This is a genomic window from Pseudoduganella sp. GW821-FHT12E03 (assembly GCF_058807115.1).
Map to the genome: position 1 here is coordinate 306,114 of NZ_JBXAQJ010000007.1, position 26,187 is coordinate 332,300.

Genomic DNA, 26,187 nt, shown 5'->3' on the forward strand with positions numbered 1-26,187 from the left:
TATTCGCTGACCGCTGTTTTTCAGATGTTAAGTGCCCGGGCCGCTGCGTTGCAGCGGCTTTTTTGTTTCGCGCCACTGCGCCAGGCTCAAGACCGTGCCATCGATATCGTCATCGACCAGGATGTCGCCATCGGACTGGCCGACCAGGAAACTTTCCCAGCGCTGGGCCGCGTCGTCGCTGTTTTCAATAAAGCTCAGCTGGTAATAGCGCTTGCCGCCATGTTCGCGCAACTGGTCGTCGTATTCCATGATGGCGCCGTGCGCCTTGCCACCGGATGCTTTTTCAATCTGCTTCGACCACGCCTGCAATTCCGGCAAGGCCATCAGGGTGGCCACCGCCTGGTCACGGCTCAGCGAACCTTTGCGGGCCGGGGTGGCGTGGGCCGCGGCCTGGGCGGCGACCGAGGCCTGCATCGCGTCGGCCAGCACGGCCGCCATGGGCGCGGGGCGCTCCTGCGGTTCCGGCTGCTTGTTCCAGTACAGGTAATACCCCAGTAACCCGGCGGCCAACAGCCCGGCCAGGGTGCCGGCAATTGCGGCGGAGGTCGATGAATTCTTGCGTGCTGCCATGGGAAAACCTGTTAGCTAAGGGTGGGGGCATACTAACATGTGGATGCCCGGCCTGAAGGCCCGGCATCCAGGGCTGAAATTAAAAAAGCCTGCAAGGCGAACCTTGCAGGCTTTGTCAGCTTGGAAGCTAGACGGCTATTACATCATGCCGTCCATGCCGCCCATGCCACCCATGCCGCCCATACCGTGGCCGCCGGCTGGCTTGTCTTCCACCACTTCAGCCACCATGCAGTCGGTGGTCAGCATCAGGCTGGCCACGGACGCTGCGTTTTGCAGGGCCGAACGGGTCACTTTGGCTGGGTCCAGAACGCCCATTTCCACCATGTCGCCGTAGGTGCCGTTGGCGGCGTTGTAGCCGTAGTTGCCGGAACCGGCCAGCACTGCGTTCACCACGACGGACGATTCTTCGCCGGCGTTTTGAACGATCATGCGCAGTGGCTCTTCCATGGCGCGCAGAACGATCTTGATACCTGCGTCCTGGTCCGGGTTGTCGCCTTTCAGGTTGCTGATCGCAGCACGGGCACGCAGCAGGGCAACGCCGCCGCCTGGCACAATGCCTTCTTCCACGGCAGCGCGGGTCGCGTGCAGCGCGTCTTCAACGCGTGCTTTCTTTTCTTTCATTTCGACTTCGGTGGCAGCGCCAACCTTGATCACGGCAACACCACCAGCCAGCTTGGCTACGCGCTCTTGCAGTTTTTCACGGTCGTAGTCCGAGGTCGCTTCTTCGATCTGCACGCGGATCTGTTTAACGCGCGCCTGGATGTTCGACGCTTCGCCGGCGCCATCGATCACGATGGTGTTTTCTTTGCCGATTTCGATGCGCTTGGCTTGGCCCAGTTCCGCCAGGGTGACTTTGTCCAGGGTCAGGCCGACTTCTTCAGCAACAACCTGGCCGCCGGTCAGGATGGCGATGTCTTCCAGCATGGCTTTGCGGCGGTCGCCGAAGCCAGGTGCCTTCACTGCGCAGGTTTTCAGGATGCCGCGGATGTTGTTGACCACCAGGGTCGCCAGTGCTTCGCCTTCGATGTCTTCGGCGATGATCAGCAGTGGACGGCCGGCTTTCGCTACTTGCTCCAGGGCTGGCAGCAGGTCACGGATGTTCGAGATTTTCTTGTCGCACAGCAGGACGAATGGATTGTCCAGGATTGCAACTTGTTTCTCTTGGTTGTTGATGAAGTATGGCGACAGGTAGCCGCGGTCGAACTGCATACCTTCAACGATATCCAGCTCGTCGTTCAGCGACTTGCCGTCTTCCACGGTGATGACGCCTTCCTTGCCGACTTTTTCCATCGCTTCAGCGATACGCTCGCCGATCGAGAAGTCGGAGTTGGCCGAGATCGCGCCAACCTGGGCGATTTCCTTGGTGGTGGTGCATGGACGGGCCAGGGTAGCGATCTGCTCAACGGTGGCAGCAACCGCTTTGTCGATACCGCGCTTCAGGTCCATTGGGTTCATGCCGGCGGCAACGAACTTCATGCCTTCGCGCACGATGGCCTGGGCCAGCACGGTTGCGGTGGTGGTACCGTCACCGGCGTTGTCGCTGGTTTTGGAAGCAACTTCCTTCACCATTTGCGCGCCCATGTTTTGCAGCTTGTCTTTCAGTTCGATCTCTTTCGCGACCGATACACCGTCTTTGGTGACGGTTGGGGCGCCGAACGAACGCTCCAGCACCACGTTGCGGCCTTTCGGGCCCAGGGTGACTTTAACGGCGTTGGCCAGGATGTTAACGCCTTCAACCATCTTGGCGCGCGCTGCGTCGCCGAATACTACGTCTTTAGCTGCCATGTGTTTCTCCAGTGTTCAGTTCAGTATGTGGGGGTTGTATAAGTAAATTAATTACTTATTGACAACAGCCATGATGTCTTCTTCGCGCATTACCAGCAGCTCATCGCCGTCCACTTTGACAGCCTGGCCCGAGTATTTGCCGAACAGAACGCGGTCGCCCACTTTCACTTCCAGCGGACGTACTTTGCCGTCGTCCAGCACTTTGCCGTTGCCCACGGCCAGGACTTCGCCCTGGTCTGGTTTTTCAGCGGCAGCATCAGGGATGATCAGACCGGATGCGGTCTTGGTTTCCTGGTCGAGACGCTTAACGATTACGCGGTCGTGCAATGGACGCAGATTCATACAAAACTCCTTTAGATAGGGCAATGGATTTGGTGCTTTTGGAACCGTGGCCGGCGCACGCGCCTGGCCCTGTTCCCAAAATTCTTGTTAGCACTCTCGGCTAACGAGTGCCAATTATAGGGATGGTGTTTTGGTATTTCAAGGCGCGATGACAAAAGTATTTTGTTTATGCGGTCGGCAAGGTCAGGCGGAAGCACACTTTTCCGGGGCCAGGGTCGGCCAATTCCAGCGCGCCGCCATGGGCGCGGGCGATGTCGCGCGCCAGCGACAAACCCAGTCCCACGCCGGAAACACGGCGGTTGTGGGCCTGGTCGGCGCGGTAAAAGCGGTCGAATAAACGGTCCCAATGCTCGGCGGCAATGCCATCCGACGCATTGGAAATGTCAATTTGCCAATATTGACCTTCGGTGCGGGCGGCCAGTGCGATCCAGCCGCCCGCCGTGCCATATTTGATGGCATTGCTGACAAGGTTGTGCAAAACCTGGCCCAGTAATTCGGCATCGCCATTGACCACCAGCTGCGCCGGCAGGTCCAGCCGCACTGCGCGGCTGTCGTCCATCAGGCTGATATCTTCCGCCAGTTCTTCCAGCTGCGGGCCGAGGTTCACACGCGCCATCGGAATGTGCAGCTGGCCCGCGTCGGCCCGCGCCAGCAACAGCAATTTGCGGACAATCGAGTCGAGGCGGCGCACTTCGTCGAGCATGTTGGCCAGGCCCTGTTCCAGCACGGGGTCGCTGGCGGCGCGGGCAAAGCTGCGCTCCAGCTCGCCCTGCAAGATCGTCAGCGGGGTTTTTAATTCATGCGCCGCGTCGCCGGAAAACCGCACGGCTTGCTGGTAGCTGCGCTGCAGCCGGTCCAGCATGGCGTTGAACACGGCGATCAGTTCGGCGAATTCGCGGTCTTCCTGCTGGGTCGACACGCGCCGGTCCAGGTCCATGGCATTGATGCGCACCATCACGCGGGTCAGCCGCTCCACGGGACGCATCGCGCCCCCCGCCAGATACCAGGACAGGATGCCGATCAGGGCCACCATGATGACCAGCGCGCCGGCGAATCGCCCGAACGTGGCGCGCAGCTGCACATTGGACAGGCTGCGGTTGACGCCGATCCACACCGTGACCGGTCCGTTGACCACCACGCCAACGCGCCAGCTGCGGTCAACGCTTTCCAGGGTTTGCAAGCCTTGCGCCGGCGACGGCAGCCGCCCGGGCGTCAATTCCAGCGGCCAGTCGCTGCTGCGGTACAGTTCACCCGCCTGCGCATGGTGCACGCGCAGGATGGCAAAGCCCTCGGTGGATTCCTTCGGAGCGAAACCGCTGAAACTGGCGTTGACGTGCGCATCGATGGCGGACCAGGGCGCTTGCAATTGCAGCTGGAACAGCGGGCCGGAGAGCTGGGCGGCCAGCATGCGGTCGATGATGCCGGCGCGCCGGTGCACGATGATGTAGCCGGTCGAGGCGTACAGCGCGGTGATGGCGACCAGCGCGATGACCGTGGAGACCAGCGCGATGCGCAGGCGGAACGAGCGCAATTGCGGCCAGCGCGCCAGCAGGCGCGCGACCAGCCGGCTGCCGCGCGCGGCTCCGGTCACGCCGCGCCTTCCGGCTTGCGCAGCCGGTAGCCGACACCGCGCACCGCTTCAATCGCCACGTCGTCCGGCAATTCCAGCTTTTTGCGCAACCGCTGGATGCAGACGTCGACCATATTGGTCTGCGGCTCGAAATCGTAGCCCCACACGTGTTCGAGGATTTGCGTGCGGGTGTAGACGCGCCCCGGCGAGCGCATCAGGTATTCCATTAAATTGAATTCGCGGCTGGTCAGCTCGACCGAACGGCCATCGACTTCGGCCACGCGGCTCAGCCGGTCCAGCCGCACCGGGCCGACGGCCAGCATGTTTTGCCGTTCGCCGCTGACCCGGCGCAGCAGGGCGTGGATGCGGGCCAGTAACTCTTCCACATAAAACGGCTTGGCCAGGTAATCGTCGGCGCCCAGGTTCAAGCCTTGCAGGCGGTCGTCCAGTTCATTGCGGGCGGTCAGCAGGATCACGGGCGTGTCGCGCCCTTCGCGGCGCATGGCTTTCAGGATCGACAGGCCGTCGCGGCCGGGCAGCATGATGTCGAGCAGCACCACGTCGTAATCGCGGCTCAGCGCGCAGTCGTAGCCCTGGTTGCCATCGTCGCAGTGGTCGACCAGGAAGCCGTGTTCGCGCAGTCCGGCGCAGACAAAGCTGGCGATGCGCTGTTCATCTTCTATTAATAGGGCTTTCATTGCGACATTGTCCGGTTGCGGGGGAGGGGCGTCAACGTGACCCGGTAAAAATTACAAAGCTGTAATCTTCTTGTAATGCTACTTGTCATTTTCGATTGTTTTAATGCAAGTGTATTAAAACCTTCGGAAAGGAAGACAACAATGGGCTTGGGTAGCTGGATTAATAAAAACGTCGTAAAACCCATCGCAAAGGTGGTGGACAAGGTCGGGGATGCCGTCAAGGACATGGGCAACGACTTCAACAGCATCGGCAGCGCCTTTGAGGAAGTCGGCAAGGACATGGCCGCCGCTGCCAAGAAAATTACCGAACTGGGCTATACCAAGAAGAGCCTGGGCAACGGCGACAATGGTTACACCGCCAGTTCCCTTGGCGCCAACATCATTCATGGCGATGGCGGCAACGACAATATCAGCGTCACTGCGGGCGCCTACAACAATATCTACGGCGACGACGGCAACGACACGCTGACCATCAAGGTGGGCGGCTACAACGTGGTGGACGGCGGCAACGGCAACGATACGATCCGGATTGACGTCGGTATCTATAATAAGGTCTCGGGCGGTAGCGGCGACGACAATATCACCGTGGCCGCCGGCGCGGCAGCCGACGTCGACCTGGGCGAAGGCAACAACACCTTGTCGGTCAATTCGGCCTACAACGAGATCGACGGCGGCAACGGCAACGACAACGTCACCGCCAACGGTGGCTGGAACGATATCGAACTGCGCGGCGGCAACAACACCGTGGTCGCCAACGGCGGTTCCAACAAGGTCACCACCACCGGCGACGGCCATGACAACATCACCGTCAAAGGCGGCTCCAACGTCGTCAATGCGGACCACGGGAACAACACCGTGTATGCCGGCGGCGCGTCGAACAACATCAGCACCGGCAACTGGGACGACAACGTGACGGCCGATGGCGTCAACAACATCATCAACACGGCCGGCGGCCATGACCGCGTCACGGTCAATGCCGCCAACAACCAGATCAATGTCGGCGACGGCAACAACACCGTGGTCGCCAACGGCGGCAACAATAAAGTCACCGCCTACGGCGACGGCCATGACAACTTCACGGTCAACGGCGGCGCCAACACCGTCGATGCGGGCCACGGCAACAACACGGTGACCGCCGGCGGCGCGTCGAACGTCATCAACACCGGCAACTGGGACGATACCGTCACCGCGGATGGAGCGAGCAACGTCATCAATACCAATGGCGGGGCGGACCGCATTACCGTCAAGGCCGCGAACAACCAGATCAATGCCGGCGACGGCAACAACACCATCAACGCTGAAGGCGGCCGCAACAAGATCACGGCTGGCGGCCACGACGACACCATCACGGCTGACGGCGTCTCCAACGAGATCAATGCCGGCCATGGCGCCAATAATGTGACCCTGAACGGCGCCAGCAATGTGCTCAACGCCGGCGACGGCGCCGACCGTGTGGTCGCCAAAGCGGCATCGAATGTCATCAATGTCGGCAACGGCAACAACAATGTGAGCGTGGGGGCGGCGTCCAACGTGGTCACCACCGGCAATGGCGCCGACCAGGTTGACGCCAAGGGCGGCTCGAATGTCATCAACAGCGGCGCAGGCAACGACAGTGTCACGGCAATCGGTGGCCTGAACGTGGTTAATGCCGCCGATGGCAACGACACCGTGCTGGCGCTGGGCGGCGGCAACGGCGTCAACGCCAATGACGGCAACGACACCATCATCGCCGGCGGCGGCGCCAACGTCATCGTCGATGGCGGCGGCGGCAGCACCGTGGTCGCGGGCGGCGCGGTCAACATTGTCTACACCGGCGGTGCGAACAACAAGATCGGCGCGCTGGGCAACACCAATGCGCTGATCAGCAACCAGGGCGGCAACCTGCAGGCTGCGGTCGGCATGAACAATATCGTCATCGCCAATGGCAGCGGCAACACCACGCTGGGCCTGGGCGCGGGCAACCTGATCGCCACCGCGATCGGCGGCAACACCACCGTCGCGGTCGGCGGCGCCAACGTGGTGCTGACGGAACTGGGCGGCATGGTCAAGGCCGCCACCGGCGGCCTCGGCAAAGTGCTGGCCGACGTCATGCCAAGCAAGGACGCGGCCAAGGCCGTGACCAATGCCACCGCCAAGCTGACCGCCGCCATCAATAGCGGCGCCGGCGCCGACACCGTGGTGGCCGTAGGCGGCAACAATGTGATTTACACCGGCGCCGGCAAGGATATCGTGACGGCGGCGGGCGGCAACAACATCGTGCTGGCCAACGGCGGCGACAACATCACCACCGCGATCGGCGCCAACAACATCGTCGTCAACACGGCAGGCAGCAACGTGGTGACGGCGGCCGGTTCCAACAACGTCCTCGTGACGGGCCTGGGCGAAGGCGTGGCCGATGTCACGGCCAAGCTGGGCAGCGCTGCGGGCGGCGCCACCAAGGCCGTGACCACGTTCATCGGCAATACGCTGGCCAACACGGCCGGCAACGACGTGGTGACGGGCATCGGCTCGACCAACGTGGTGTATACCGGCGGCGGCAATGACGTGGCCACCACCATCGGCGCCAACAACGTGGTGTGGAGCGGTACCGGCAATGACGTCATCACCGCCATCGGCGCGCGCAACGTGCTGTGGGGCGATGCGGGCGCCGATGCGATTACCGCTGCGGGCGCGAACAACCTGCTGGTGTCTGGTAATTACCTGGAAGTTGGCGCCACCGCGGTCGGCCTGGTCGATTCCATCGCGGCCGGCGTGGCCGCCACCGACCTGGTGTCGCAAGCAGGCCTGTCCGGCGCGGCATCGACGCAAACCGGCCGCGACACCATGACGGCGTTTGGCAAGAACAATGTGCTGGTGGGCGGCAGCGCCCCCACCACGGCCACCGCGCTGGGCGTCAACAACCTGATCGTGACTGGCGCGTCGAACGACGTGGTGACGTCGGTCGGCAGCAAGGCCGGCATCGTCAGCGGTGCGGGCAACGACGTGGTGACGGCAATCGGCACCTATGACGTGATCGTGGCGGGCGAGGGCAACAACGTGGTGACGGCGCTGGGCAAGGCCAACATCATCGAGGGCGGCGGCGGTGACGATGTGCTGACCGCGCTGGCGTTCGGCTCGGCCGCGAAGTCGGTCAATGCCAACGGCAACCTGGTGGTGGCCGGTGACGGCAACAACGTCATCACCACGGTCGGCGTCGACAATGGCGTCATCAGCGGCGGCGGCAAGGACGTGCTGGTGATGGTGTCGTATGGCGGCTCCAACACCAAGACCACCACCACGCAGCCGGAAGGTTCGCAGCAAACCACCACCAGCAACACCACCGGCAGCGTGCAGCTGAACGTGGGCTGGACCGGCGCGGGCAACGACACGGCCGTGGTCTATGGCGACCACAACGTGGTGCTGGCCGACAGCGGCAATGACTTCCTGGTGGTCGTGAACGCGGGCAGCAAGCTGTCGTACAGCAGCACCACCACCCAGGCCATCGAAGGTTCGGACAAGTCGCAGACCACCAGCAGCACCAAGGTCAACATCGACACCGGCATGAACTTCGTGCACGCCGGCGACGGCAACGACACCATGATCCTGGCTGGCACCACCACCATCGGCATGGGCGGCGCGGGTAGCGACCTGATCGTCTCGTCGGGCCAGAACAATATCGCGGTGGGTGGCGCGGGCAATGACACCATCATCGGCCTGGCGGAAATCACGGTGTTCAACGCGGCCGAAGCGCTGGTGGAGAACGACTATGAATCCGCAGGCGACTGGGTCGGCGCGGCCATGAACGCGAACTTCATCCGTTCGCAATACAACGCGCTGGCCAAGGGCGACTTGTCGAAGCTGAACCTGGTGGGCAATGTGATCGTTGGCGGCGACGGCAACGACACCATCTTCGCCACCAATGCCGGCACCTATGTGGGCGGCGGCAATGGCAATGACATCATGATGGGCATGGGCTGGGGCGTGATCGACCATCTGCTGGTCGGCAATGCCAATACCTTGAACGCGGCATGGACCGATGCGGGCAAAGGTTTTGACGCCATTACCCAGTATCTGAACACCACGATGACCGATGAAATCAGCAAGGGCTGGAATGGCATTGCCGCTTCGATGAAGTCGGAACTGGCGAAGGCCACGGCCAATGCCGGCAAGCTGGTGGACGGCATGAGCGATGCGGGCAACTCGGCGGTATCGGCGATTACCGGCGCCACCGGCCTGTCGTCGGCGGACTTCGACATCGCCTCGCCGTTGAAGACCGCCCTCAAGGAAGGCAAGTCCGGCCTGAACACCGCGATCGATGGCGTCACCAGCGGCGTGAATTATGTGGCCGACGTGGACGTGGGCAGCGCCCTGGGCACGTCCGTGGACTGGCTGGGCGATGCGCTGAAGACCGCATCGAACGCCAGCGGCAGCGGTATCAACTGGCTGGGCAAATACCTGGGCATCGATACCCACCTGTCCGAGTTCAAGGGCGCGGACTTCTTCATCGCCGGTTTCCTGGCCTATACGCTGGGTTACAAATATGCGGGCAATAACCGCCTGTGGGGCGGTGCGGGCGACGACACCATGTATAGCGGCATGGGCAATGACGACTTGCATGGCGGCGCCGGCAAGGATACCTATGTGATGTCGATGGGCGACGGCAAGGACGTGATCCATGACACCTCGGGCAGCGGCGAGGTGCTGAAGTTCACCGCCAACAAACTGTTCTCGAACGTGACCATGAGCGCCGCGGATGTGAAGGCGAACATCGATGGCAGCAACCTCGTCATCAATTACGTCAGCGGCGGCAAGTCGTATGCACAATTCACGGTCGAGGATTATGCGAAAGGCAGTTTCAGTGAACTGGACCTGGTGGACGCTTCCGGCAAACAGGTCGCCGCGCTGGCGTTTGCGGACTTGATCGCGCAGGCGGACAAGGGCGGCAGCCCGTATGACATGGCGTCGGTGTGGACCGTGGACCGGCTGCACACGTTCGCCGATCTGCTGCAGGCATCGATTACCGGCGGCGCCGCCGGGGTCGCGCTGGTCGGCGTCAGCAGCTAAATCACCAGCTGCGGTTGAACGGTGCACCATCCCGCCCCGGCGGGGTGGTGCATTTTCCATTATCATTTTGCTTAGTTATTCGAATGAAGGTTCGAATATGCGCGTCATGCACGTGTGACGGTTGACGCGGCTTTGCAAGGCGTCCTATAGTGGCGGGATGATTTCAGAATTCCAAGAACTTTCCGATAAGATCGACCAACTGGCCGAAATGACGATGGCGCTGCGCCGCGAAAACGCGGAACTGCGCCAGCGTAATGTGGCGTTGGCGGCGGAGGCGCATGCTTACCAGTTGCGCCTGGCGGAGGCGTCGCGCCGGGTATCGGCATTGTTGGAACAAATTCCGCCCGATCCGGCCGAAGCCGCGCCGCAACCCCAGGGTGAACCCCAGTGATCCAGATTGACGTGACCATCATGGGCCTGCCATACCGGCTGGCGTGCAAGGATGAGGAAGAGCGTGCGCTGCGCGAGGCGGCAGCCTTCCTCGACAAGAAGATGACGGGTATCCGCGACGCAGGTAAAGTCAAAGGTAACGACCGCATCGCCGTGATGGCCGCGCTCAGCATGGCGGCGGAATTCCTGTCGTCCAAAGCGCCATCGGGCCCGCTGTCGGCCATGTCCATGCTGGAAGTACAGGAAAAGATCGCGGCCATGCATAAAGTGCTCGACAGTGCACTGACGCCGCAAGAAATTCTGTTCTGATCGCGTTTTTCCTCTTTCCCGAACACGCAAGGAGGAGTAAACTGCGACTCACCCTGCGGTGTTCGTGGATGCCTTATATTCCTTGAACCATTTGTTTGCACCGGTCGCGGGAATTTGTTTGATGGGAGTGAGCGTCGCTAGCCCGATGAACCCGAAATTGAACTAACTGTGACCACCTGAGCCGTTAGGTTCGGGATGCCGGCATAGCGGCACAGGCGGGGCACTCATTCCGATAAAAAGCGGTTGCGCATTTCTCATGCGCCTCCGCTTTTTTTAATTCAGCCGAAGGAAAACACGTGGCTTACTGGTTGATGAAATCCGAACCCGATGAAGTCAGCATCGATGATGCGCTGGCGGCGCCCCATCAGACCGTGCCGTGGTTCGGGGTGCGCAACTACCAGGCCCGCAACTTCATGCGCGATGGCATGCAGACCGGCGATGGCGTTCTGTTTTATCACTCCAGCTGCCCTGAACCGGGCATTGCCGGCCTGGCCGAAGTGGCCAGCACCGCGTATCCGGACGACACGCAATTCGATCCCAACAGCCATTACTACGATGCGAAGTCCAAGCGCGAAGAGCCGCGCTGGCTGATGGTCGACGTCAAGGCGGTGCGCAAGACACGCCTGCTGTCGCTGGCGGAGTTGCGCACGGTCCCGGAACTGGAAGACATGGTGGTGCTGCAAAAGGGCAGCCGCCTGTCGATCACGCCGGTCACGCCGGCGCAGTGGAAGACCTTGCAAAAGCTGCTGATGTAGGGCGGTAAGCCGGAGGCTTGCCGCCATGCGTGTGTAGCCATCGGCGCCCGCCATATCGGCCTGCATGCATGGCGGCTTCCGCGTTGCGGAAACCGCCCTACGGAATGGCGTCGGGGCTTTATTTGCCAGCCGCCCCGGGGTAGATTTTGTATGACCACGCCAGCATTAGCAGCGCCCCGATGATCATCGGCAGGGACAGCATTTGGCCCGAAGAGATGTCCAACCCCGCCACGTTGATGCTCCAGTCCGGGGTGCGGAAATATTCCGTGAAGAAGCGCGCGCAGCCATACAGCAGCACGAACAGCGCGCCGACCGCCAGGCGTGGGCGGGCCTTGCGGGCGAAGGGCCACACGATGGCAAACACCAGCAAGCCATCGACCACCATCTGGTAAATCGGCGACGGATGGCGCAGGCCTTCGACGCCAGGCCAGACCATGGCCCACGGCAGCTCCGGACTGGCCAGGCGGCCCGGCAATTCCGCGTTGATGAAATTGCCCAGGCGGCCACACGCATAACCGAGCGGCACCAGCGGCGCGATGAAGTCATACACGTCCAGCACATTGAAGCCTTGCTTGCGCGCCCACAGCCACATGGCGAACAGCACGCCGAGGAAGCCGCCGTGGAACGACATGCCGCCATTCCACACCGCGAAGATTTGCAGCGGGTTGTGGAAGAAATACTCGGGACGGTAAAACAGTACTTCCCCCAGGCGACCGCCCAGCACCACGCCCAGCATGCCGTAGAACAGCATGTCGTCCAGGTGCTGGTTGGTCCAGCCCTGGCGGGCAATGTGCGGCTGCCTGATGCGCACCCGGCCCAGCAGGATGAACAGCGCGAACGCCGCCACGTACATCAGGCCATACCAGTGGATCTTGACTGGACCCAGCGCGAAGGCGACGGGATCGGGCAGCGGGTGTATCAGCATGGGGAGTCAGTGTCCTTAGAAATTTCGTAATAAATTCAGGAAGCCCTGCAGCACGGGCGACGGATTGTCGCGGCGCCAGGCCAGGCCGGTTTCGACCAATGGTGTCGGGTCGGCCAGCGTCCGGTATTCTACGCCGGGGCGCATTAAATTCGACACGGATTGTGGCACAAGCGCGATGCCCATGCCAGCCGAGACCAGGCTGACGATGGTTTGCATCTGGATCGCTTCCTGCCCGATCGCGGGCGTCAGTCCCGCCGCGCGGAATACCGACAGGATGGCGTCGTACAGCCCGGGGGAAATCGCGCGCGGGAAGATGATCAGCGGCAGCGGAGGCAAGTCTTTCAGCGCCACCTTTCCCCGCCGCGTGATTAAACCCAGCGGCGCGGCCAGCACCAGGGGTTCCTTCAGTACCGGCAAATAATCGAGGCCGGTTTTCGCCTTGTCCGGCAACGGCGGAATCAGGAGGCCGGCATCGATCCGGTTGTGCAGCAAGTCTTCCAGCTGCAAGTCCGAGGTGGCTTCCTGCAGCACGATTTGCACTTGCGGGTAGGCCGCGCGGTAGGCGCGCAGGAACGGCGGCAATACGCTGTAATCGGCCGACGACACAAAGGCCAGCGCCAGGCGGCCGCTTTCACCGCTGGCGGCGCGCTGCACGAGGGCCGGCAATTCCTGCGCCTGGGACAGCAGGCGGCGCGCTTCCGGCAACAGCGCGGCGCCGCCGGGCGTCAGCGCCACGCCACGGCGGTTGCGGTCGAACAGGGGCGCGCCCAGCAAGTCTTCCAGCTGGGCGATCGCTTGCGACAGCGGCGGCTGCGTCATGTGCAGGCGCTGTGCGGCTTTGCCGAAGTGCAGCTCTTCCGCCACCGTGACGAAGTAGCGCAGCTGCCGTAATTCCAGGTTCATATGAGAATCGTTCGCAATTTAGTTCTGTGATATGTATAGCGTATCACAGGGGCGTAAAAACCATATTTGACTTGTGGGCATGGGAAAGGCACTCTGGCGTAATCCGCATAAAGTTATCCGCATTTCAGAATAGAGGAGCCCATCATGCCGCAATACCGTTCCCGTACCACCACCCACGGCCGCAACATGGCCGGCGCGCGCGCGCTGTGGCGCGCCACCGGCATGAAAGATGGCGATTTCGACAAGCCGATCATCGCCGTGGTGAACTCGTTCACGCAATTCGTGCCGGGCCACGTGCACCTGAAAGACCTGGGCCAGCTGGTGGCCCGTGAAATCGAAGCGGCGGGCGGCGTTGCCAAGGAATTCAACACCATCGCGGTCGATGACGGTATCGCCATGGGCCACGGCGGCATGCTGTATTCGCTGCCGTCGCGCGACCTGATTGCCGACTCCGTCGAATACATGGTCAACGCGCACTGCGCCGACGCCATGGTCTGCATCTCCAACTGCGACAAGATCACGCCGGGCATGCTGATGGCCGCCATGCGCCTGAACATCCCGGTGGTGTTCGTGTCGGGCGGCCCGATGGAAGCGGGCAAGGTCGTCAAGGTGGTCAACGGCAACCAGAAAATCATCAAGCTGGACCTGGTGGACGCCATGATCAAGGCCGGCGACACCACCGTGTCCGACGCCGACGTGGCGGAAATCGAGCGCTCGGCCTGCCCGACCTGCGGTTCGTGCTCCGGCATGTTCACCGCCAACTCGATGAACTGCCTGACCGAAGCGCTGGGCCTGTCCCTGCCGGGCAACGGCACCATCGTGGCGACCCACGCCGACCGCAAGGAACTGTTCCTGCGCGCCGGCCGCCTGATCGTCGACCTGGCCAAGCGTTACTATGAACAGGACGACGCCTCGATCCTGCCGCGCAATATCGCCACCATGGCGGCCTTTGAAAACGCGATGGCGCTGGACGTTTCGATGGGCGGCTCCACCAACACCGTGCTGCACTTGCTGGCGGCGGCGCACGAAGCGGGCGTGCCGTTTACGATGGCCGACATCGACCGCATTTCGCGCAAGGTGCCATGCCTGTGCAAAGTGGCGCCGATGACCGACAAGTTCCACATCGAAGACGTGCACCGCGCCGGCGGCATCATCAGCATCCTGGGCGAACTGGCGCGCGCCGGCCTGCTCGACACCTCGGTGTCGTCGGTCCATGCGAAAACCTTGGGCGACGCGATCGAACAAAACGACGTCAAGCGCAGCGACGACCCAGCCGTGCACCAGCTGTTCCGCGCGGCGCCGGGCGGCGTGGCGACCCAGGTCGCGTTCTCGCAAGCGGAACGCTATGACGCGCTGGACCTGGACCGCAGCGCGGGCTGCATCCGCGACCTGGAACACGCGTATTCGAAAGACGGCGGCCTGGCGGTCTTGTACGGCAACCTGGCGGAAAAGGGCTGCATCGTCAAGACGGCAGGTGTCGATGAAAGCATCCTGAAGTTCTCCGGCAAGGCGCGCGTGTTTGAAAGCCAGGACGCGGCGGTGGAAGCCATCCTGGGCGACACCGTGCATGAAGGCGACGTCGTCATCATCCGTTATGAAGGCCCGAAAGGCGGCCCGGGCATGCAGGAAATGCTGTACCCGACCTCGTACATCAAATCCAAGGGGCTGGGCAAGGCGTGCGCGCTGTTCACCGATGGCCGCTTCTCGGGCGGCTCGTCGGGCCTGGTGATCGGCCACGCTTCGCCGGAAGCGGCGGAAGGCGGCGCGATCGGCCTGGTGGAAGAGGGCGACATGATCGACATCGACATCCCGAACCGCACCATCGCGCTGCGCGTGTCGGACGAAACGCTGGCGGCGCGCCGCGCGGCGATGGAAGCGAAAGGCCCTGACGCCTGGCAGCCGGTCAACCGCGAGCGCGTGGTGTCGCAGGCGCTGCAAGCGTATGCCGCGCTGACCACGTCGGCCGACCGCGGCGCAGTGCGCGACCTGTCGCAGCTGAAGCGCTGATTGCCAGTGTTTTAATAAAAAAGCCGGCATCTGCCGGCTTTTTTCATTTCTTGTCGAAGTTCTTCTTCACGCGGTCCTTGCGGCGCTGCTCATCGACGTTGTGCGCCTTGCGCTTGTCCAGGCCCAGCATCGGTTCCAGGAACTCGAACCAGACGAACGCCGCCACCATCAGGCCGACGATGTACCACCATGAAATTTCGGCAAAACGCCAGACTTCGAAGTAGCGTAGTCCCACTAAAGCAACAATCAGGATAATAATCGGCATAAGCAGTTCCCCCTCGGATACATCATCTTACAAAAGAAAGCCCTATACCGGGTACGATATTGTTGCGAGGGTCAACCAGGGCTATGATCCCCGCGTTGTAAGAACGAGGTAGAATAGTTGTAGTTACTATGGAGAAAACGATGAAACGTATCTTGATGGTTGGTATCGCGGCCGTTTCGGCCTTCGCAGCACAAAGCGCCATGGCCAATGCCGACCTGGCCAAAGCAAAGAATTGCATGGCTTGCCACGCGGTTGCCAATAAAGTAGTGGGTCCGGCATTCAAGGACGTGGCGGCCAAATACGCAGGCCAGAAAGACGCGGAAGCCAAGCTAGCGACCAAAGTCGTCAAGGGCGGCTCCGGCGCCTGGGGCGCGGTCCCAATGCCAGCCAATCCGCAAGTGAGCGAAGCGGAAGCCAAGACCCTAGTGAAATGGATCTTGACGCAGAAATGATGTAACGCGCTTGCAAAAGCGATCAAGGGGCCGCAAGGCCCCTTTTTTATTTACTGCGGTGTCACACTCGGGGGTCTGACCCCAGGGGGTGACATGGTGTCGGATTATTTGACGATTTCCAGCACTTCGCGGCGGTTGTCCTTGAACGTGTACAGGGTCAGCGCGCCATCCTTGATGTCGCCAAACTTGTCGAACGCGATGGTGCCCGTGATGCCCTGGTAGTGCACCTTGGCCAGGAACGGCAAATACTTGGCCGGTTCCGCCGACTTGGCCTGCTGCATGGCGGTGGCCATGGCCATCACGGCGTCATACACGTACGGTGCGTAAATCTGCACGTCCATGTTGAACTTTTTCTTGTAGCGCGCGGAGAATTCATCGAGCTGTTTTTTCTGCGCCGCCGGAACGCCGCCCGCTTCCGCGCAGGTCACCGATTCATCGGCGCCGCCCGCCAGTTTCGGCAAGCCTTCAGTGCAAATGCCGTCGCCGCCCATGTACTTGGCCTTGATGCCCAGCGAGCGCATCTGGCGCAGCAGCGGGCCGCCGACACCGTCCATGCCGCCAAAGAACACCAGGTCCGGGTTTTTCGCTTTAATCGACGTCAGGATGGCGTTGAAGTCGGTGGCTTTGTCGGTGGTGAATTCCTTGGCCACGATTTGCGCGCCTTTCGACCCTTTGGCGAATTCCGTGGCCACGCCCTGGCCATAGGCGGTGCGGTCATCGATGATGGCGATTTTCTTCGCGCCCAGCTTGTGCACGGCATACTTGCCCAGCACGCTGCCCAGCTTGTTGTCGTTGGCGACCACGCGGAAGGCCGTGTTATAGCCCTGGTGCGTGTATACCGGGCTGGTGGACGAGGCCGAGATTTGCGGGATGCCCGCATCGTAATAAATCTTCGAGGCGGGAATCGTGGTGCCCGAATTCTGGTGGCCGATCACGCCGTTGACTTTGGCGTCGACCAGTTTTTGCGCCGCCGCCGTACCTTGTTTCGGGTCGGCCGCATCGTCTTCCGGCAAGAGCACGAACTTGACCGGTTTGCCATTGATCTTGAATCCCTGCGCATTCAAGTCTTCCACCGCCATCTTGGCGCCATTTTCGTCATCCTTGCCCAGGTGGGCGGAAGGACCGGACGTGGCGGCCACGTGGCCGATCTTGACGATTTCCTGCGCCTGGGCGCCCGCGGCCGCGAAAGCCATGGCCAGCGCCACAGGAATGAACTTCTTATGCATCGTGCCTGCTCCAAAATAAAAAAGGTCATCCTGGAAAACGGATGACCTTGAATGATCTCATCTGCGTGCTATGCAGTCTGCGATTGTTTGTTTATTTGCTTATATCAGCGTTGGCCGATAGTGGTTATTTGACCACTTCCATTTTGGTTTTCTTACCATCGGTATAGGTGAACAGGGTCAGCGTGCCATCCTTGATGTCGCCCTTGGAGTCGAACGAAATCGGACCCGTCACGCCCTGGTACTTGATGTTGGCCAGGAATGGCAGGTACTTGGCGGGATCGGACGACTTGGCTTCGATCATGGCTTGCGCGATCACCATCACCGCGTCATACACGTATGGCGCGTACAGCTGCACTTCCTGGTTGTACTGCTTCTTGTAGCGGGCGCGGAAGTCGTCCATGTTCTTTTGCAGGTCGGCGGTCACGCCGCCCGCTTCCGCGCAAGTCACCACGCCGTTGGCGGCGGCATCGCCGGCCAGGCGCGGCAGCGCGTCGGTGCACAGGCCGTCGCCGCCCATGTACTTGGCCTTGATGCCCAGCGCCTTCATCTGGCGCAGCAGCGGACCGCCGACGGAGTCCATGCCGCCGAAGAAGACCAGGTCCGGGTTCTTGGCTTTAATCGAGGTCAGGATCGCGTTGAAGTCGGTGGCCTTGTCGGTGGTGAATTCCTTGGCCACCACTTGCACGCCCGGTGCGGCTTTCTTCGCGCCCTTGACGAATTCCGTGGCCACGCCCTGGCCGTACGCGGTACGGTCATCGATCACGGCGATCTTTTTCGCGCCCAATTTTTGTACGGCATAGGCGCCCAGCGTGCCACCCAGCTTGTTGTCATTGGCGACCACGCGGAACGCGGTCTTGAAGCCTTGCTTGGTGTAGTCAGGCGACGTGGCGGCAGGAGAAACCTGCGGGATGCCGGCGTCCATGTAGATTTTCGAGGCCGGGATGGTGGTGCCGGAATTCAGGTGGCCAACCACGCCCTGGACGTGCGCATCGACCAGCTTTTGCGCGACCGTCGTGCCCTGTTTCGGGTCGCCGCCGTCGTCTTCCAGCTGGATGACGAATTTGACTGGCTTGCCGTTGATCTTGACGCCTTTGGCGTTCAGGTCGGCGATTGCCATGTTGGCGCCGTTTTCATTGTCCTTGCCCAGGTGGGACGAAGGGCCGGAGACTGGGCCGACATGGCCGATCTTGACGATGTCCTGCGCGCTGGCGCTGCCGGCAAAGGCCAGGGCAATTGCGAAGGGGATCAGCTTGGTGTTGAACTGCATAGACGTTCTCCGAAAAATTGATGACGGCGGCGCGCAACATTGCTGCGCCATTAACAAAGGCCACGGCGTGAAGTTACAACAAAATGACAACACTGCAAAGCAGTCGCTGGCGGTTTTTTCAGTAAACGTATGGGAAGCTGTTCCGGTAGACGGGACGCAGTATGGCTTTTTGGATTAATTCACTTCTTTTGCGCTTGCAGATGCAGCAACTCCTGCGAAACTGCACGGCTGACGATGGCGCCCAGCGCTTCATGCAAGCCGTGGCGAATTTCCGACGTCAATCCCTTGATCGCTTGATTCAGCGCCTCTTCCATGCTATCGCGGATGCGCTGTTCCAGCACAAAATCCACGCGCGACTGCAATTGCTGCAGCACCCGCTCCGACAGGCGGCGCTCCAGCGCGGCCCATTGCGCCTCGTCCAGCACGTGGCCGTCTTCCGCCTGGTGCGCGGCGGCGGCCGGGAAGTGCGCGTGGTGCGGCTGCGGCTGAGGATGTATCGCGGTGGGGGCGGCAGGCAGGACCGGCGCCTCCGGCGCGGCCTCGGGCAGGACTTCCGTCAGGACGGGGATCGAAGCGTCAAAGGGATGCGCGGGGCTCATGATTTATTCGCGACGAAGTGGGTGGGTTGATAGTCCTGCTGCTTATAGGCTTTGTAGCGCTGGCGGCCCGCCGCCGCGTCGTTTTCTTCCGCCGACACCACTTCGATCACGCGGTTGAAGCGCTCGACACCGGCCGGCATGCGGCGCGACAGGTTGACCAGCAAATCCGTGTGTGGCAGCGGCGCGCCATCGTCGCAGGTCAGGATGATGGGCGTTTGCGCCGCCAGCGCGTCGCCCGCCGCCACGTGCGGCAGGAATTCAGTGGGCACGAACGACCACAATTGCGCATCGAGCGCCTGCTGCTGCGCCGCGTCGTCCGTCAGCAGCACAATACGGTTATTGGCGGCGCTGGCCTTGCGCACCAGGCGGCACGCGTAGGCAAGTTTGTCAGGCACATTGGTATGGAAATCGACGCGGGTCATGCTGGCAGTGGGGAACGGTTCTAACTGCCATTATTGTAACCGCTGCTTGCGGTGGGGCGACGGGAAAAACCGGCGCCGCTTTTTCAGAACCGGAAGCCGGGCGGCGTGTTGGCGGCGGGGGCGGGCCGCACTTCGGCGGCAGGCGTCCTGTTTTCCGCCGCGGCGGCCCGCTCCGCATCGGTGGGCGAAGGCGGTGGCGCGGCCGATGCCGGCGCCCCATACGCGTAACCCGGCGGCAGCAGGTTTTGCGCCGGATAGCCGGCCGCGCTCAATGCCTCATCCCACGTCACCTGGTCATAGCCAACCTGGCGCGCGCGGCCGATCACCAGCAGCGGCAAGCGCCCGTTGCTGCCGGCGCGCTTCAGCGCTTCCATGTCGGCGGCGGTCAGCACGGTTTTTTCGCTGTACGGGATGCCCCGCTTGCGCAATTGCGCCCGGCCCAGGTTGCAGGCGTCGCATTCGGCCGTCGTGTACAGGGTGACGGGATGGTCGCGCACGACGGCTTGCAGTTCGGCCGGCAGCACCGGCGCGGCGGCGCCGGTGGCATAGGTTTTCAGTTCGGCCGCTTGCCGGGCCGTGGCGGGCGGGGGCGTGTCGGAGAAATGAGTGACGCCTTTTTCATCTTTCCACTTGTAGACTTGCGCGCCGGCCGTTCCCACCGCCAGCATCAGCAGCATCAGCCAAAGCGGGAGGGCGGCGCGCGGTTTCATGATGCTTACGCCGCCATGCCGCTGTGGCGCAGCAGCGCGTCGATCGACGGTTCGCGGCCACGGAAGGCCGTGAACGATTCCAGCGCCGGGCGGGAACCGCCCACGGCCAGGATCTCTTGCTGGAAGCGCTTGCCGGTTTCCGTGCACAGCACGCCGTTGCCCAATGCCGCTGCTTCTTCAAACGCGGCATAGGCGTCGGCCGACAGGACCTCGGCCCACTTGTAGCTGTAGTAGCCTGCCGCGTAACCACCGGCAAAGATGTGGCCGAACGAATTCTGGAAGCGGTTGAAGGCGGGCGGCACCACGATGGAAAACTTGCGGCGCACGCCATCGATCATGTCTTGCACCGACTGCGGCCCGGCCGGGTCGAAGTCGAAGTGCAAATGCATGTCGAGCAGCGAGAATTCCACCTGGCGCAGGGTCTGCATGCCGGACTGGAAATTCTTCGCGGCCAGCATCTTGTCGTACAGTGCGCGCGGCAGCGGTTCGCCGCTGTCCACGTGCGCCGTCATGTGGGACAGCACATCCCATTCCCAGCAAAAGTTTTCCATGAATTGCGAAGGCAATTCCACCGCATCCCACTCCACGCCGGCAATGCCGGACACGCCGATTTCATCGACCAGGGTCAGCATGTGGTGCAAGCCGTGGCCGAATTCGTGGAACAGGGTGATGACTTCATCGTGGGTGAACAGCGATGACTGCACCTTGCCATCGATGGTGGCCGGTTCCGTGAAGTTGCACGTGAGGTAAGCCACCGGCGTTTGCACGTCGCCGTCGGCGCGCAGGCGGCGGCCACGGGCGTCATCCATCCACGCGCCGCCGCTCTTGCCGGCGCGGGCGTACAGGTCGAGGTAAAACTGGCCGATCAATTTACCGTCGCGCTCGATGCGGAAGAAGCGCACATCGGGATGCCAGGTGGGGGCCACGTCTTGGGCGATGGTGACGGAAAACAGCGACTGGATCAGGCGGAACAAGCCATCGACAACTTTGTGTTCCGGGAAATACTGCTTCACTTCCTGCGCGGAAAACGCATAGCGCCGTTCCTGCAGTTTTTCCGAGGCATACGGCAAGTCCCACGCCTGTAAATCGTCCAGGCCCAGTTCATCCTTGGCAAAGGCGCGCAATTCCGCGTAGTCCTTTTCCGCGTACGGGCGGGCGCGCTGCGCCAGGTCTTCCAGGAAGGCAATCACGTGTTCCGGCGATTGCGCCATTTTCGGCACCAGCGATACTTCGGCGAAATTCTTGTAACCAAGCAGGGCGGCTTCTTCCGCGCGCAGCTTCAGCAGGGTCACGATGTTTTGCGTGTTGTCCCACTCGTCGCGCTGGCTGAACACGTCGCCCTGTTCGGACGCCTTGGTGGCGTTGGCGCGGTAGACGGTTTCACGCAGCGCGCGGTTGTCCGCGAATTGCAAAATCGGGTAATACGACGGGAAGTGCAGCGAGAACATCCAGCCTGCTTTTCCTTCCTTGTCAGCCAGCGATTTGGCGGCATGTTTGACGTCGTCCGGCAAACCCGCCAGGTCCGCTTCGTTTTCCACCGTCAATTTATAGTCATTGGTGGCGTCAAGCACGTTTTCAGAGAAGCGCGTCGACACTTTCGCGTGCTCTTCCTGGATATCGGCAAAGCGGGCTTTCTTGTCGTCCGGCAGTTCCGCACCACCCATGCGGAAATCGCGCACCGCATTGTCGATGATGCGCTTGCGGGCCGGCGCCAGGCTGTCAAAGCCACTGCTGGCGCGCAGCGCCTTGTACTTGCCGAACAGCGCTTCATTCTGGGCCAGCGCGGTCCAGAATTCCGTCACCTTCGGCTGGTTGTCGTTGTACGCGGCACGCAATTCCGGCGTATCGACCACATTGTTCAAATGACTGACGATGCTCCAGGCGCGGCCCAGCAATTCCGTGGCGCTTTCCAGCGGCGCCACGAAGTTGTCCCACGTGACCGATTCCGAAGGTGTTTCCAGTTGCGCTACCACTTCGCTGCTGGTTGCCAGCAACTGGTCGATGGCGGGAGTGACATGTTCAGGCTTGATGAGGTCAAAGCGTGGCAGTCCGGAAAAGTCCAGCAGCGGGTTGGTGGTGTCGAGGGTCATGTTGTCCAATGTGTTAATCAATAATGGGTGCCGGGCCTTCAGGCCGGGCATCCTCATCTTAAATGAGTTACTTGCGCTCAGCCGATTCGATGGTGTTCATCAGCAGCATCGTGATCGTCATCGGGCCCACGCCGCCTGGCACCGGCGTGATGTGCGAAGCGACTTCCTTGATGCCGTGGAAATCGACGTCGCCGCACAGCTTGCCGTTGTCGTCGCGGTTCATGCCCACGTCAATCACGATCGCGCCAGGCTTCACCATATCAGCAGTCAGCGTATTGCGGCGGCCGACTGCGGCCACCACGACATCCGCCTGGCGGGTGAACACGCCCAGGTCCGGGGTGGTGCTATGACAGATGGTGACGGTGGCGTTGGCTTGCAAGAGCAGCAGCGCCATGGGTTTGCCGACCGTGTTGCTGCGGCCGATCACCACCGCGTGCTTGCCGCGCAAGTCGGTGCCGGTCGATTCGATCAGTTTCATGCAGCCATACGGCGTGCAGGCGCGGAAGCCGTCCAGGCCGGTCATCATTTCACCGGCCGACAGCACCGAGTAACCGTCCACGTCTTTCGAGGTGGCAATCGCTTCGATGACTTTATGCGGGTTGATGTGCTTCGGCAGCGGCATTTGCACCAGGATGCCGTGGATGGCCGGGTCGTTGTTCAGTGCGGTGATGCGGTCCAGCAACGCTTGCTCGGTCAGGTCGGCCTCGTATTTCTCCAGCACGGAATGAATGCCGACGTCGCCGCACGCTTTGACTTTGTTGCGGACGTAGACCTGGCTGGCCGGGTCTTCGCCGACCAGGATCACAGCCAAACCGGGCTGTTTGCCCTGGGCGGTCAGGGTGGCGGCGCGCGCGGCGATTTCCGTGCGCAGTTTCTGGGAGAGGGCGATACCGTCGATCAATTGAGCAGACATGATTGCTTTTGGGGGGAGGGTGGGAAGAAAGACCACATTATAAAGCGTCACTGCATTAAGTAATTTCCACAATATGAAATGCTTTATCGTAATTTGAAAAACGCTGAAAACACTGTTAGAATCCTTTCACTAATTCAGTAACACCAGAAGTCCAAGTTTCGAAGTCTTAGTAAATTAACACGCAGCACCGCCCTCGCGATCGGTGAATCGGGTGGGCGTCTCACACTAGGAGACTCAATAAATGGCAGCTCAACTCGACCAGGTCACGGCACTAACCGCCCTCGATCCTGACGCGCAGGAAACCAAAGAATGGCTGGATGCGCTGGAAGCCGTCCTGCAAACCGAAGGTTCGGATCGTGCCCACTACCTGCTGGAGCGCCTGATCGACCTGGCCCGCCGCAATGGCGCGGACATCCCGTTCTCCGCCAACACCGCTTACATCAATACCATCCCTGCTGACATCGAAGCGCACTGCCCGGGCAACCTGGAGTACGAAGAGAAGCTGCGTTCGTGGATGCGCTGGAATGCGATGGCGATGGTGGTGAAGGCCAATCGCGTGGACGGCGACCTGGGCGGCCATTTGTCTTCCTTTGCTTCGCTGGCCAACATGCTGGGCATCGGCTTCAACCACTTCTGGAAAGCCCCGTCGGAAAACCACGGTGGCGACCTGCTGTACATCCAGGGCCACTCGTCGCCTGGTATCTATGCGCGCGCGTTCCTGGAAGGCCGCCTGTCCGAAGACCAGTTGCTGAACTTCCGCCAGGAAGTCGACGGCAAAGGCTTGTCGTCGTACCCGCACCCGAAACTGATGCCGGACTTCTGGCAATTCCCGACCGTGTCGATGGGCCTGGGCCCGCTGATGGCGATTTACCAGGCGCGTTTCCTGAAGTACCTGCACGCACGCGGCATTGCCGACACCACCGGCCGTAAAGTCTGGGCCTTCTGCGGCGACGGCGAGATGGATGAACCGGAATCGATGGGCGCGATCGGCATGGCCGCGCGTGAATCGCTGGACAACCTGGTCATCGTGGTCAACTGTAACCTGCAGCGCCTGGACGGTCCGGTGCGCGGCAACGGCAAGATCATCCAGGAACTGGAAGCGGACTTCCGCGGCGCCGGCTGGAACGTGATCAAAGTGATCTGGGGCCCGGGCTGGGATGCGCTGCTGAAGAAAGACAAAGACGGCATCCTGCAAAAAGTCATGATGGAAACCGTCGATGGCGAATACCAGAACTACAAGGCCAAGGATGGCGCGTTCGTGCGCAAGCACTTCTTCGGCAAGCATCCAAAGCTGCTGGAAATGGTGGCCAACCTGACCGACGACGACATCTGGCGCCTGACCCGTGGCGGTCACGATCCACACAAGATCTACGCTGCATTCAAATTGGCCAACGAGTCCAAAGGCCAGCCGACCGTGCTGCTGGTCAAAACCGTCAAAGGTTTTGGCATGGGCAAATCCGGCGAAGCGCGCAACACCGCGCACCAGACCAAGAAACTGGACGACGAAGCCATCCGCGAAATGCGCGACCGTTTCAGCATTCCTATCCCGGACGACAAGCTGGCCGAGATTCCGTTCTACAAGCCATCCGACGACGCACCGGAAATCAAGTACCTGCACGAGCGCCGCAAAGCGCTGGGCGGCTACCTGCCGTCGCGCCGCGTGAAAGCCGATGAAACCCTGGTGGTGCCACCGCTGGAAACGTTCAAGGCCGCGCTGGAGCCAACCCCGGAAGGCCGTGAAATCTCGACCACGCAAGCCTACGTGCGTATCATCACCGCGCTGCTGCGCGACCAGTCGCTGGGCCAGCGCCTGGTGCCGATCATGGTCGACGAATCCCGTACCTTCGGTATGGAAGGCCTGTTCCGCCAGATCGGTATCTTCAACCAGCAAGGCCAGTTGTACGAGCCGGTCGACAAAGACCAGGTCATGTACTACCGCGAAGACAAGGCCGGCCAGATCCTGCAAGAGGGTATCAACGAAGCAGGCGGCATGAGCTCGTGGATCGCGGCGGCAACGTCGTACTCGACCAACAACCGCGTGATGATTCCATTCTTCACGTACTACTCGATGTTCGGCCTGCAGCGCGTTGGCGACCTGGCATGGGCGGCAGGCGACATGCGCGCTCGCGGCTTCCTGATGGCTGGTACCGCCGGCCGTACCACGCTGAACGGCGAAGGCTTGCAGCACGAAGATGGCCACAGCCACCTGATCGCGGCAACCATCCCGAACTGCGTACCGTACGACCCGACCTTCTCGCACGAAGTGGCAGTGATCATCCATGACGGCCTGCGCCGCATGGTGACCAACCAGGAAGATGTGTACTACTACATCACCATCATGAACGAGAACTATGCCCACCCAGGCCTGAAAGCCGGCCAGGAAGAGGGCATCCTGAAAGGTATGTACCTGCTGCAGGAAGGCGACAAAGCCGCCAAGCAGCGCGTACAGCTGGTCGGCTCGGGCACCATCCTGCGTGAATCGATCTTCGCGGCGGAACTGCTGAAGAACGACTGGAACATCGCTGCCGACGTCTGGTCCGCACCATCGCTGACCCTGGTGGCGCGCGATGGCCAGGATTGCGAACGCTGGAACCTGGTGAACCCGTCCAAAGAGCAGCGCGTACCGTACGTCACGGGCCTGCTGAAAGACACCACCGGTCCGATCGTGGCAACCACCGACTATATGAAAGCGTTCGCGGAACAGATCCGCGCGTTCATCCCGAAAGACCGTACCTACAAGGTATTGGGCACCGACGGTTACGGCCGTTCCGACAGCCGCGCGAAACTGCGCGAGTTCTTTGAAGTGAACCGTTACTATATCGTCGTAGCGTCGCTGAAAGCGCTGGCCGACGAAGGCAAAGTACCTGTTGCCACCGTGGAGCAGGCGATTGCCAAATACGGCATCGACGCTAACAAACCTAATCCGGTGACCCAATGAGAGAATAC

General features: G+C 61.5%; 22 protein-coding genes and 1 other RNA gene. 8 read left to right on the forward strand and 15 right to left on the reverse strand.

All coding sequences use genetic code 11. From position 1 onward, the window contains the following. Nucleotides 1-27: 27 nt before the first annotated feature. From AC1RRC_RS19455 to AC1RRC_RS19475, 5 genes are all read right to left on the reverse strand, one after another. Nucleotides 28-570, reverse strand: coding sequence for a hypothetical protein (locus tag AC1RRC_RS19455; RefSeq protein WP_493057175.1), 543 nt, complete (start codon nucleotides 568-570; stop codon nucleotides 28-30). A gap of 138 nt (nucleotides 571-708) precedes the next feature. Further along, entirely contained in the window at nucleotides 709-2,355 is a 1,647-nt protein-coding gene (groL, locus tag AC1RRC_RS19460) for a chaperonin GroEL (RefSeq protein ID WP_493057176.1), read from the reverse strand. A gap of 51 nt (nucleotides 2,356-2,406) precedes the next feature. After that, on the reverse strand, nucleotides 2,407-2,697 hold the full coding sequence (gene groES, locus AC1RRC_RS19465; RefSeq protein ID WP_056393686.1) for a co-chaperone GroES: 291 nt from the start codon (nucleotides 2,695-2,697) through the stop codon (nucleotides 2,407-2,409). Between the two features lie 166 nt (nucleotides 2,698-2,863). Beyond that, on the reverse strand, nucleotides 2,864-4,288 hold the full coding sequence (locus AC1RRC_RS19470; RefSeq protein ID WP_493057177.1) for a sensor histidine kinase: 1,425 nt from the start codon (nucleotides 4,286-4,288) through the stop codon (nucleotides 2,864-2,866). Next, nucleotides 4,285-4,965, reverse strand: a complete 681-nt coding sequence (locus AC1RRC_RS19475) for a response regulator transcription factor (RefSeq protein ID WP_493057178.1) — start codon at nucleotides 4,963-4,965, stop codon at nucleotides 4,285-4,287. The genes AC1RRC_RS19470 and AC1RRC_RS19475 overlap by 4 nt, the downstream gene beginning before the upstream one ends. Nucleotides 4,966-5,106: 141 nt before the next feature. On the opposite strand from AC1RRC_RS19475, the gene AC1RRC_RS19480 reads away from it, so the two are divergent. The 5 genes from AC1RRC_RS19480 (at nucleotide 5,107) to AC1RRC_RS19500 (ending at nucleotide 11,462) form a co-directional block, all read left to right on the forward strand. After that, the gene (locus AC1RRC_RS19480; protein ID WP_493057179.1) at nucleotides 5,107-10,008 is read left to right on the forward strand and encodes a beta strand repeat-containing protein; all 4,902 of its coding nucleotides are present in this window, start codon (nucleotides 5,107-5,109) and stop codon (nucleotides 10,006-10,008) included. Between the two features lie 157 nt (nucleotides 10,009-10,165). Further along, nucleotides 10,166-10,399: a hypothetical protein gene (locus tag AC1RRC_RS19485; protein WP_493057180.1), complete on the forward strand. Its 234-nt coding sequence runs from the start codon at nucleotides 10,166-10,168 to the stop codon at nucleotides 10,397-10,399. Then, nucleotides 10,396-10,707 carry a cell division protein ZapA gene (locus AC1RRC_RS19490; RefSeq protein ID WP_493057181.1) on the forward strand — a complete coding sequence of 104 codons (312 nt, stop codon included), beginning with the start codon at nucleotides 10,396-10,398 and terminating at the stop codon, nucleotides 10,705-10,707. The genes AC1RRC_RS19485 and AC1RRC_RS19490 overlap by 4 nt, the downstream gene beginning before the upstream one ends. Before the next feature lie 47 nt (nucleotides 10,708-10,754). Further along, nucleotides 10,755-10,933, forward strand: a non-coding RNA gene (gene ssrS, locus AC1RRC_RS19495) — 6S RNA. A gap of 85 nt (nucleotides 10,934-11,018) precedes the next feature. Next, on the forward strand, nucleotides 11,019-11,462 hold the full coding sequence (locus tag AC1RRC_RS19500) for an EVE domain-containing protein (protein ID WP_493057314.1): 444 nt from the start codon (nucleotides 11,019-11,021) through the stop codon (nucleotides 11,460-11,462). 118 nt (nucleotides 11,463-11,580) lie between these two features. Here AC1RRC_RS19500 and lgt read toward each other — a convergent pair whose 3' ends face one another. Next, nucleotides 11,581-12,387: a prolipoprotein diacylglyceryl transferase gene (gene lgt, locus AC1RRC_RS19505; RefSeq protein ID WP_493057182.1), complete on the reverse strand. Its 807-nt coding sequence runs from the start codon at nucleotides 12,385-12,387 to the stop codon at nucleotides 11,581-11,583. Between the two features lie 15 nt (nucleotides 12,388-12,402). Beyond that, on the reverse strand, nucleotides 12,403-13,290 hold the full coding sequence (locus AC1RRC_RS19510) for a LysR family transcriptional regulator (protein ID WP_493057183.1): 888 nt from the start codon (nucleotides 13,288-13,290) through the stop codon (nucleotides 12,403-12,405). 144 nt (nucleotides 13,291-13,434) lie between these two features. Between AC1RRC_RS19510 and ilvD the strand changes: the two genes are divergently transcribed. Beyond that, the gene (gene ilvD / locus AC1RRC_RS19515; protein WP_493057184.1) at nucleotides 13,435-15,297 is read left to right on the forward strand and encodes a dihydroxy-acid dehydratase; all 1,863 of its coding nucleotides are present in this window, start codon (nucleotides 13,435-13,437) and stop codon (nucleotides 15,295-15,297) included. Between the two features lie 43 nt (nucleotides 15,298-15,340). On the opposite strand, the gene AC1RRC_RS19520 is transcribed toward ilvD, so the two are convergent. Then, nucleotides 15,341-15,562 carry a TIGR04438 family Trp-rich protein gene (locus AC1RRC_RS19520; protein ID WP_493057185.1) on the reverse strand — a complete coding sequence of 74 codons (222 nt, stop codon included), beginning with the start codon at nucleotides 15,560-15,562 and terminating at the stop codon, nucleotides 15,341-15,343. Between the two features lie 140 nt (nucleotides 15,563-15,702). Here AC1RRC_RS19520 and AC1RRC_RS19525 point away from each other — a divergent pair, with 140 nt between their 5' ends. Beyond that, entirely contained in the window at nucleotides 15,703-16,014 is a 312-nt protein-coding gene (locus AC1RRC_RS19525; RefSeq protein WP_493057186.1) for a c-type cytochrome, read from the forward strand. Between the two features lie 104 nt (nucleotides 16,015-16,118). Here AC1RRC_RS19525 and AC1RRC_RS19530 read toward each other — a convergent pair whose 3' ends face one another. The 7 genes from AC1RRC_RS19530 to folD all read right to left on the reverse strand — a co-directional run bounded on the left by AC1RRC_RS19530 (nucleotide 16,119) and on the right by folD (nucleotide 23,241). Next, the gene (locus tag AC1RRC_RS19530; protein WP_493057187.1) at nucleotides 16,119-17,240 is read right to left on the reverse strand and encodes a branched-chain amino acid ABC transporter substrate-binding protein; all 1,122 of its coding nucleotides are present in this window, start codon (nucleotides 17,238-17,240) and stop codon (nucleotides 16,119-16,121) included. 124 nt (nucleotides 17,241-17,364) lie between these two features. Next, the gene (locus AC1RRC_RS19535; RefSeq protein WP_493057188.1) at nucleotides 17,365-18,507 is read right to left on the reverse strand and encodes a branched-chain amino acid ABC transporter substrate-binding protein; all 1,143 of its coding nucleotides are present in this window, start codon (nucleotides 18,505-18,507) and stop codon (nucleotides 17,365-17,367) included. A 179-nt stretch (nucleotides 18,508-18,686) separates the two neighbouring features. Next, nucleotides 18,687-19,106 (reverse strand): DUF2486 family protein, encoded by a 420-nt coding sequence (locus tag AC1RRC_RS19540; RefSeq protein WP_493057189.1) that lies wholly within the window; start codon nucleotides 19,104-19,106, stop codon nucleotides 18,687-18,689. Next, nucleotides 19,103-19,528 (reverse strand): DNA polymerase III subunit chi, encoded by a 426-nt coding sequence (locus tag AC1RRC_RS19545; RefSeq protein WP_493057190.1) that lies wholly within the window; start codon nucleotides 19,526-19,528, stop codon nucleotides 19,103-19,105. Before AC1RRC_RS19545 ends, AC1RRC_RS19540 begins: the two co-directional genes overlap by 4 nt. A gap of 83 nt (nucleotides 19,529-19,611) precedes the next feature. Next, on the reverse strand, nucleotides 19,612-20,238 hold the full coding sequence (locus AC1RRC_RS19550; protein WP_493057191.1) for a glutaredoxin family protein: 627 nt from the start codon (nucleotides 20,236-20,238) through the stop codon (nucleotides 19,612-19,614). Nucleotides 20,239-20,243: 5 nt separating this feature from the next. Continuing rightward, the gene (locus AC1RRC_RS19555) at nucleotides 20,244-22,328 is read right to left on the reverse strand and encodes a M3 family metallopeptidase (RefSeq protein WP_493057192.1); all 2,085 of its coding nucleotides are present in this window, start codon (nucleotides 22,326-22,328) and stop codon (nucleotides 20,244-20,246) included. A 67-nt stretch (nucleotides 22,329-22,395) separates the two neighbouring features. Then, complete coding sequence (gene folD / locus AC1RRC_RS19560; RefSeq protein WP_493057193.1) at nucleotides 22,396-23,241, reverse strand: bifunctional methylenetetrahydrofolate dehydrogenase/methenyltetrahydrofolate cyclohydrolase FolD; 846 nt, start codon at nucleotides 23,239-23,241, stop codon at nucleotides 22,396-22,398. Between the two features lie 241 nt (nucleotides 23,242-23,482). Here folD and aceE point away from each other — a divergent pair, with 241 nt between their 5' ends. Next, nucleotides 23,483-26,179, forward strand: coding sequence for a pyruvate dehydrogenase (acetyl-transferring), homodimeric type (aceE, locus tag AC1RRC_RS19565; RefSeq protein ID WP_493057194.1), 2,697 nt, complete (start codon nucleotides 23,483-23,485; stop codon nucleotides 26,177-26,179). Nucleotides 26,180-26,187 lie beyond the last annotated feature (8 nt).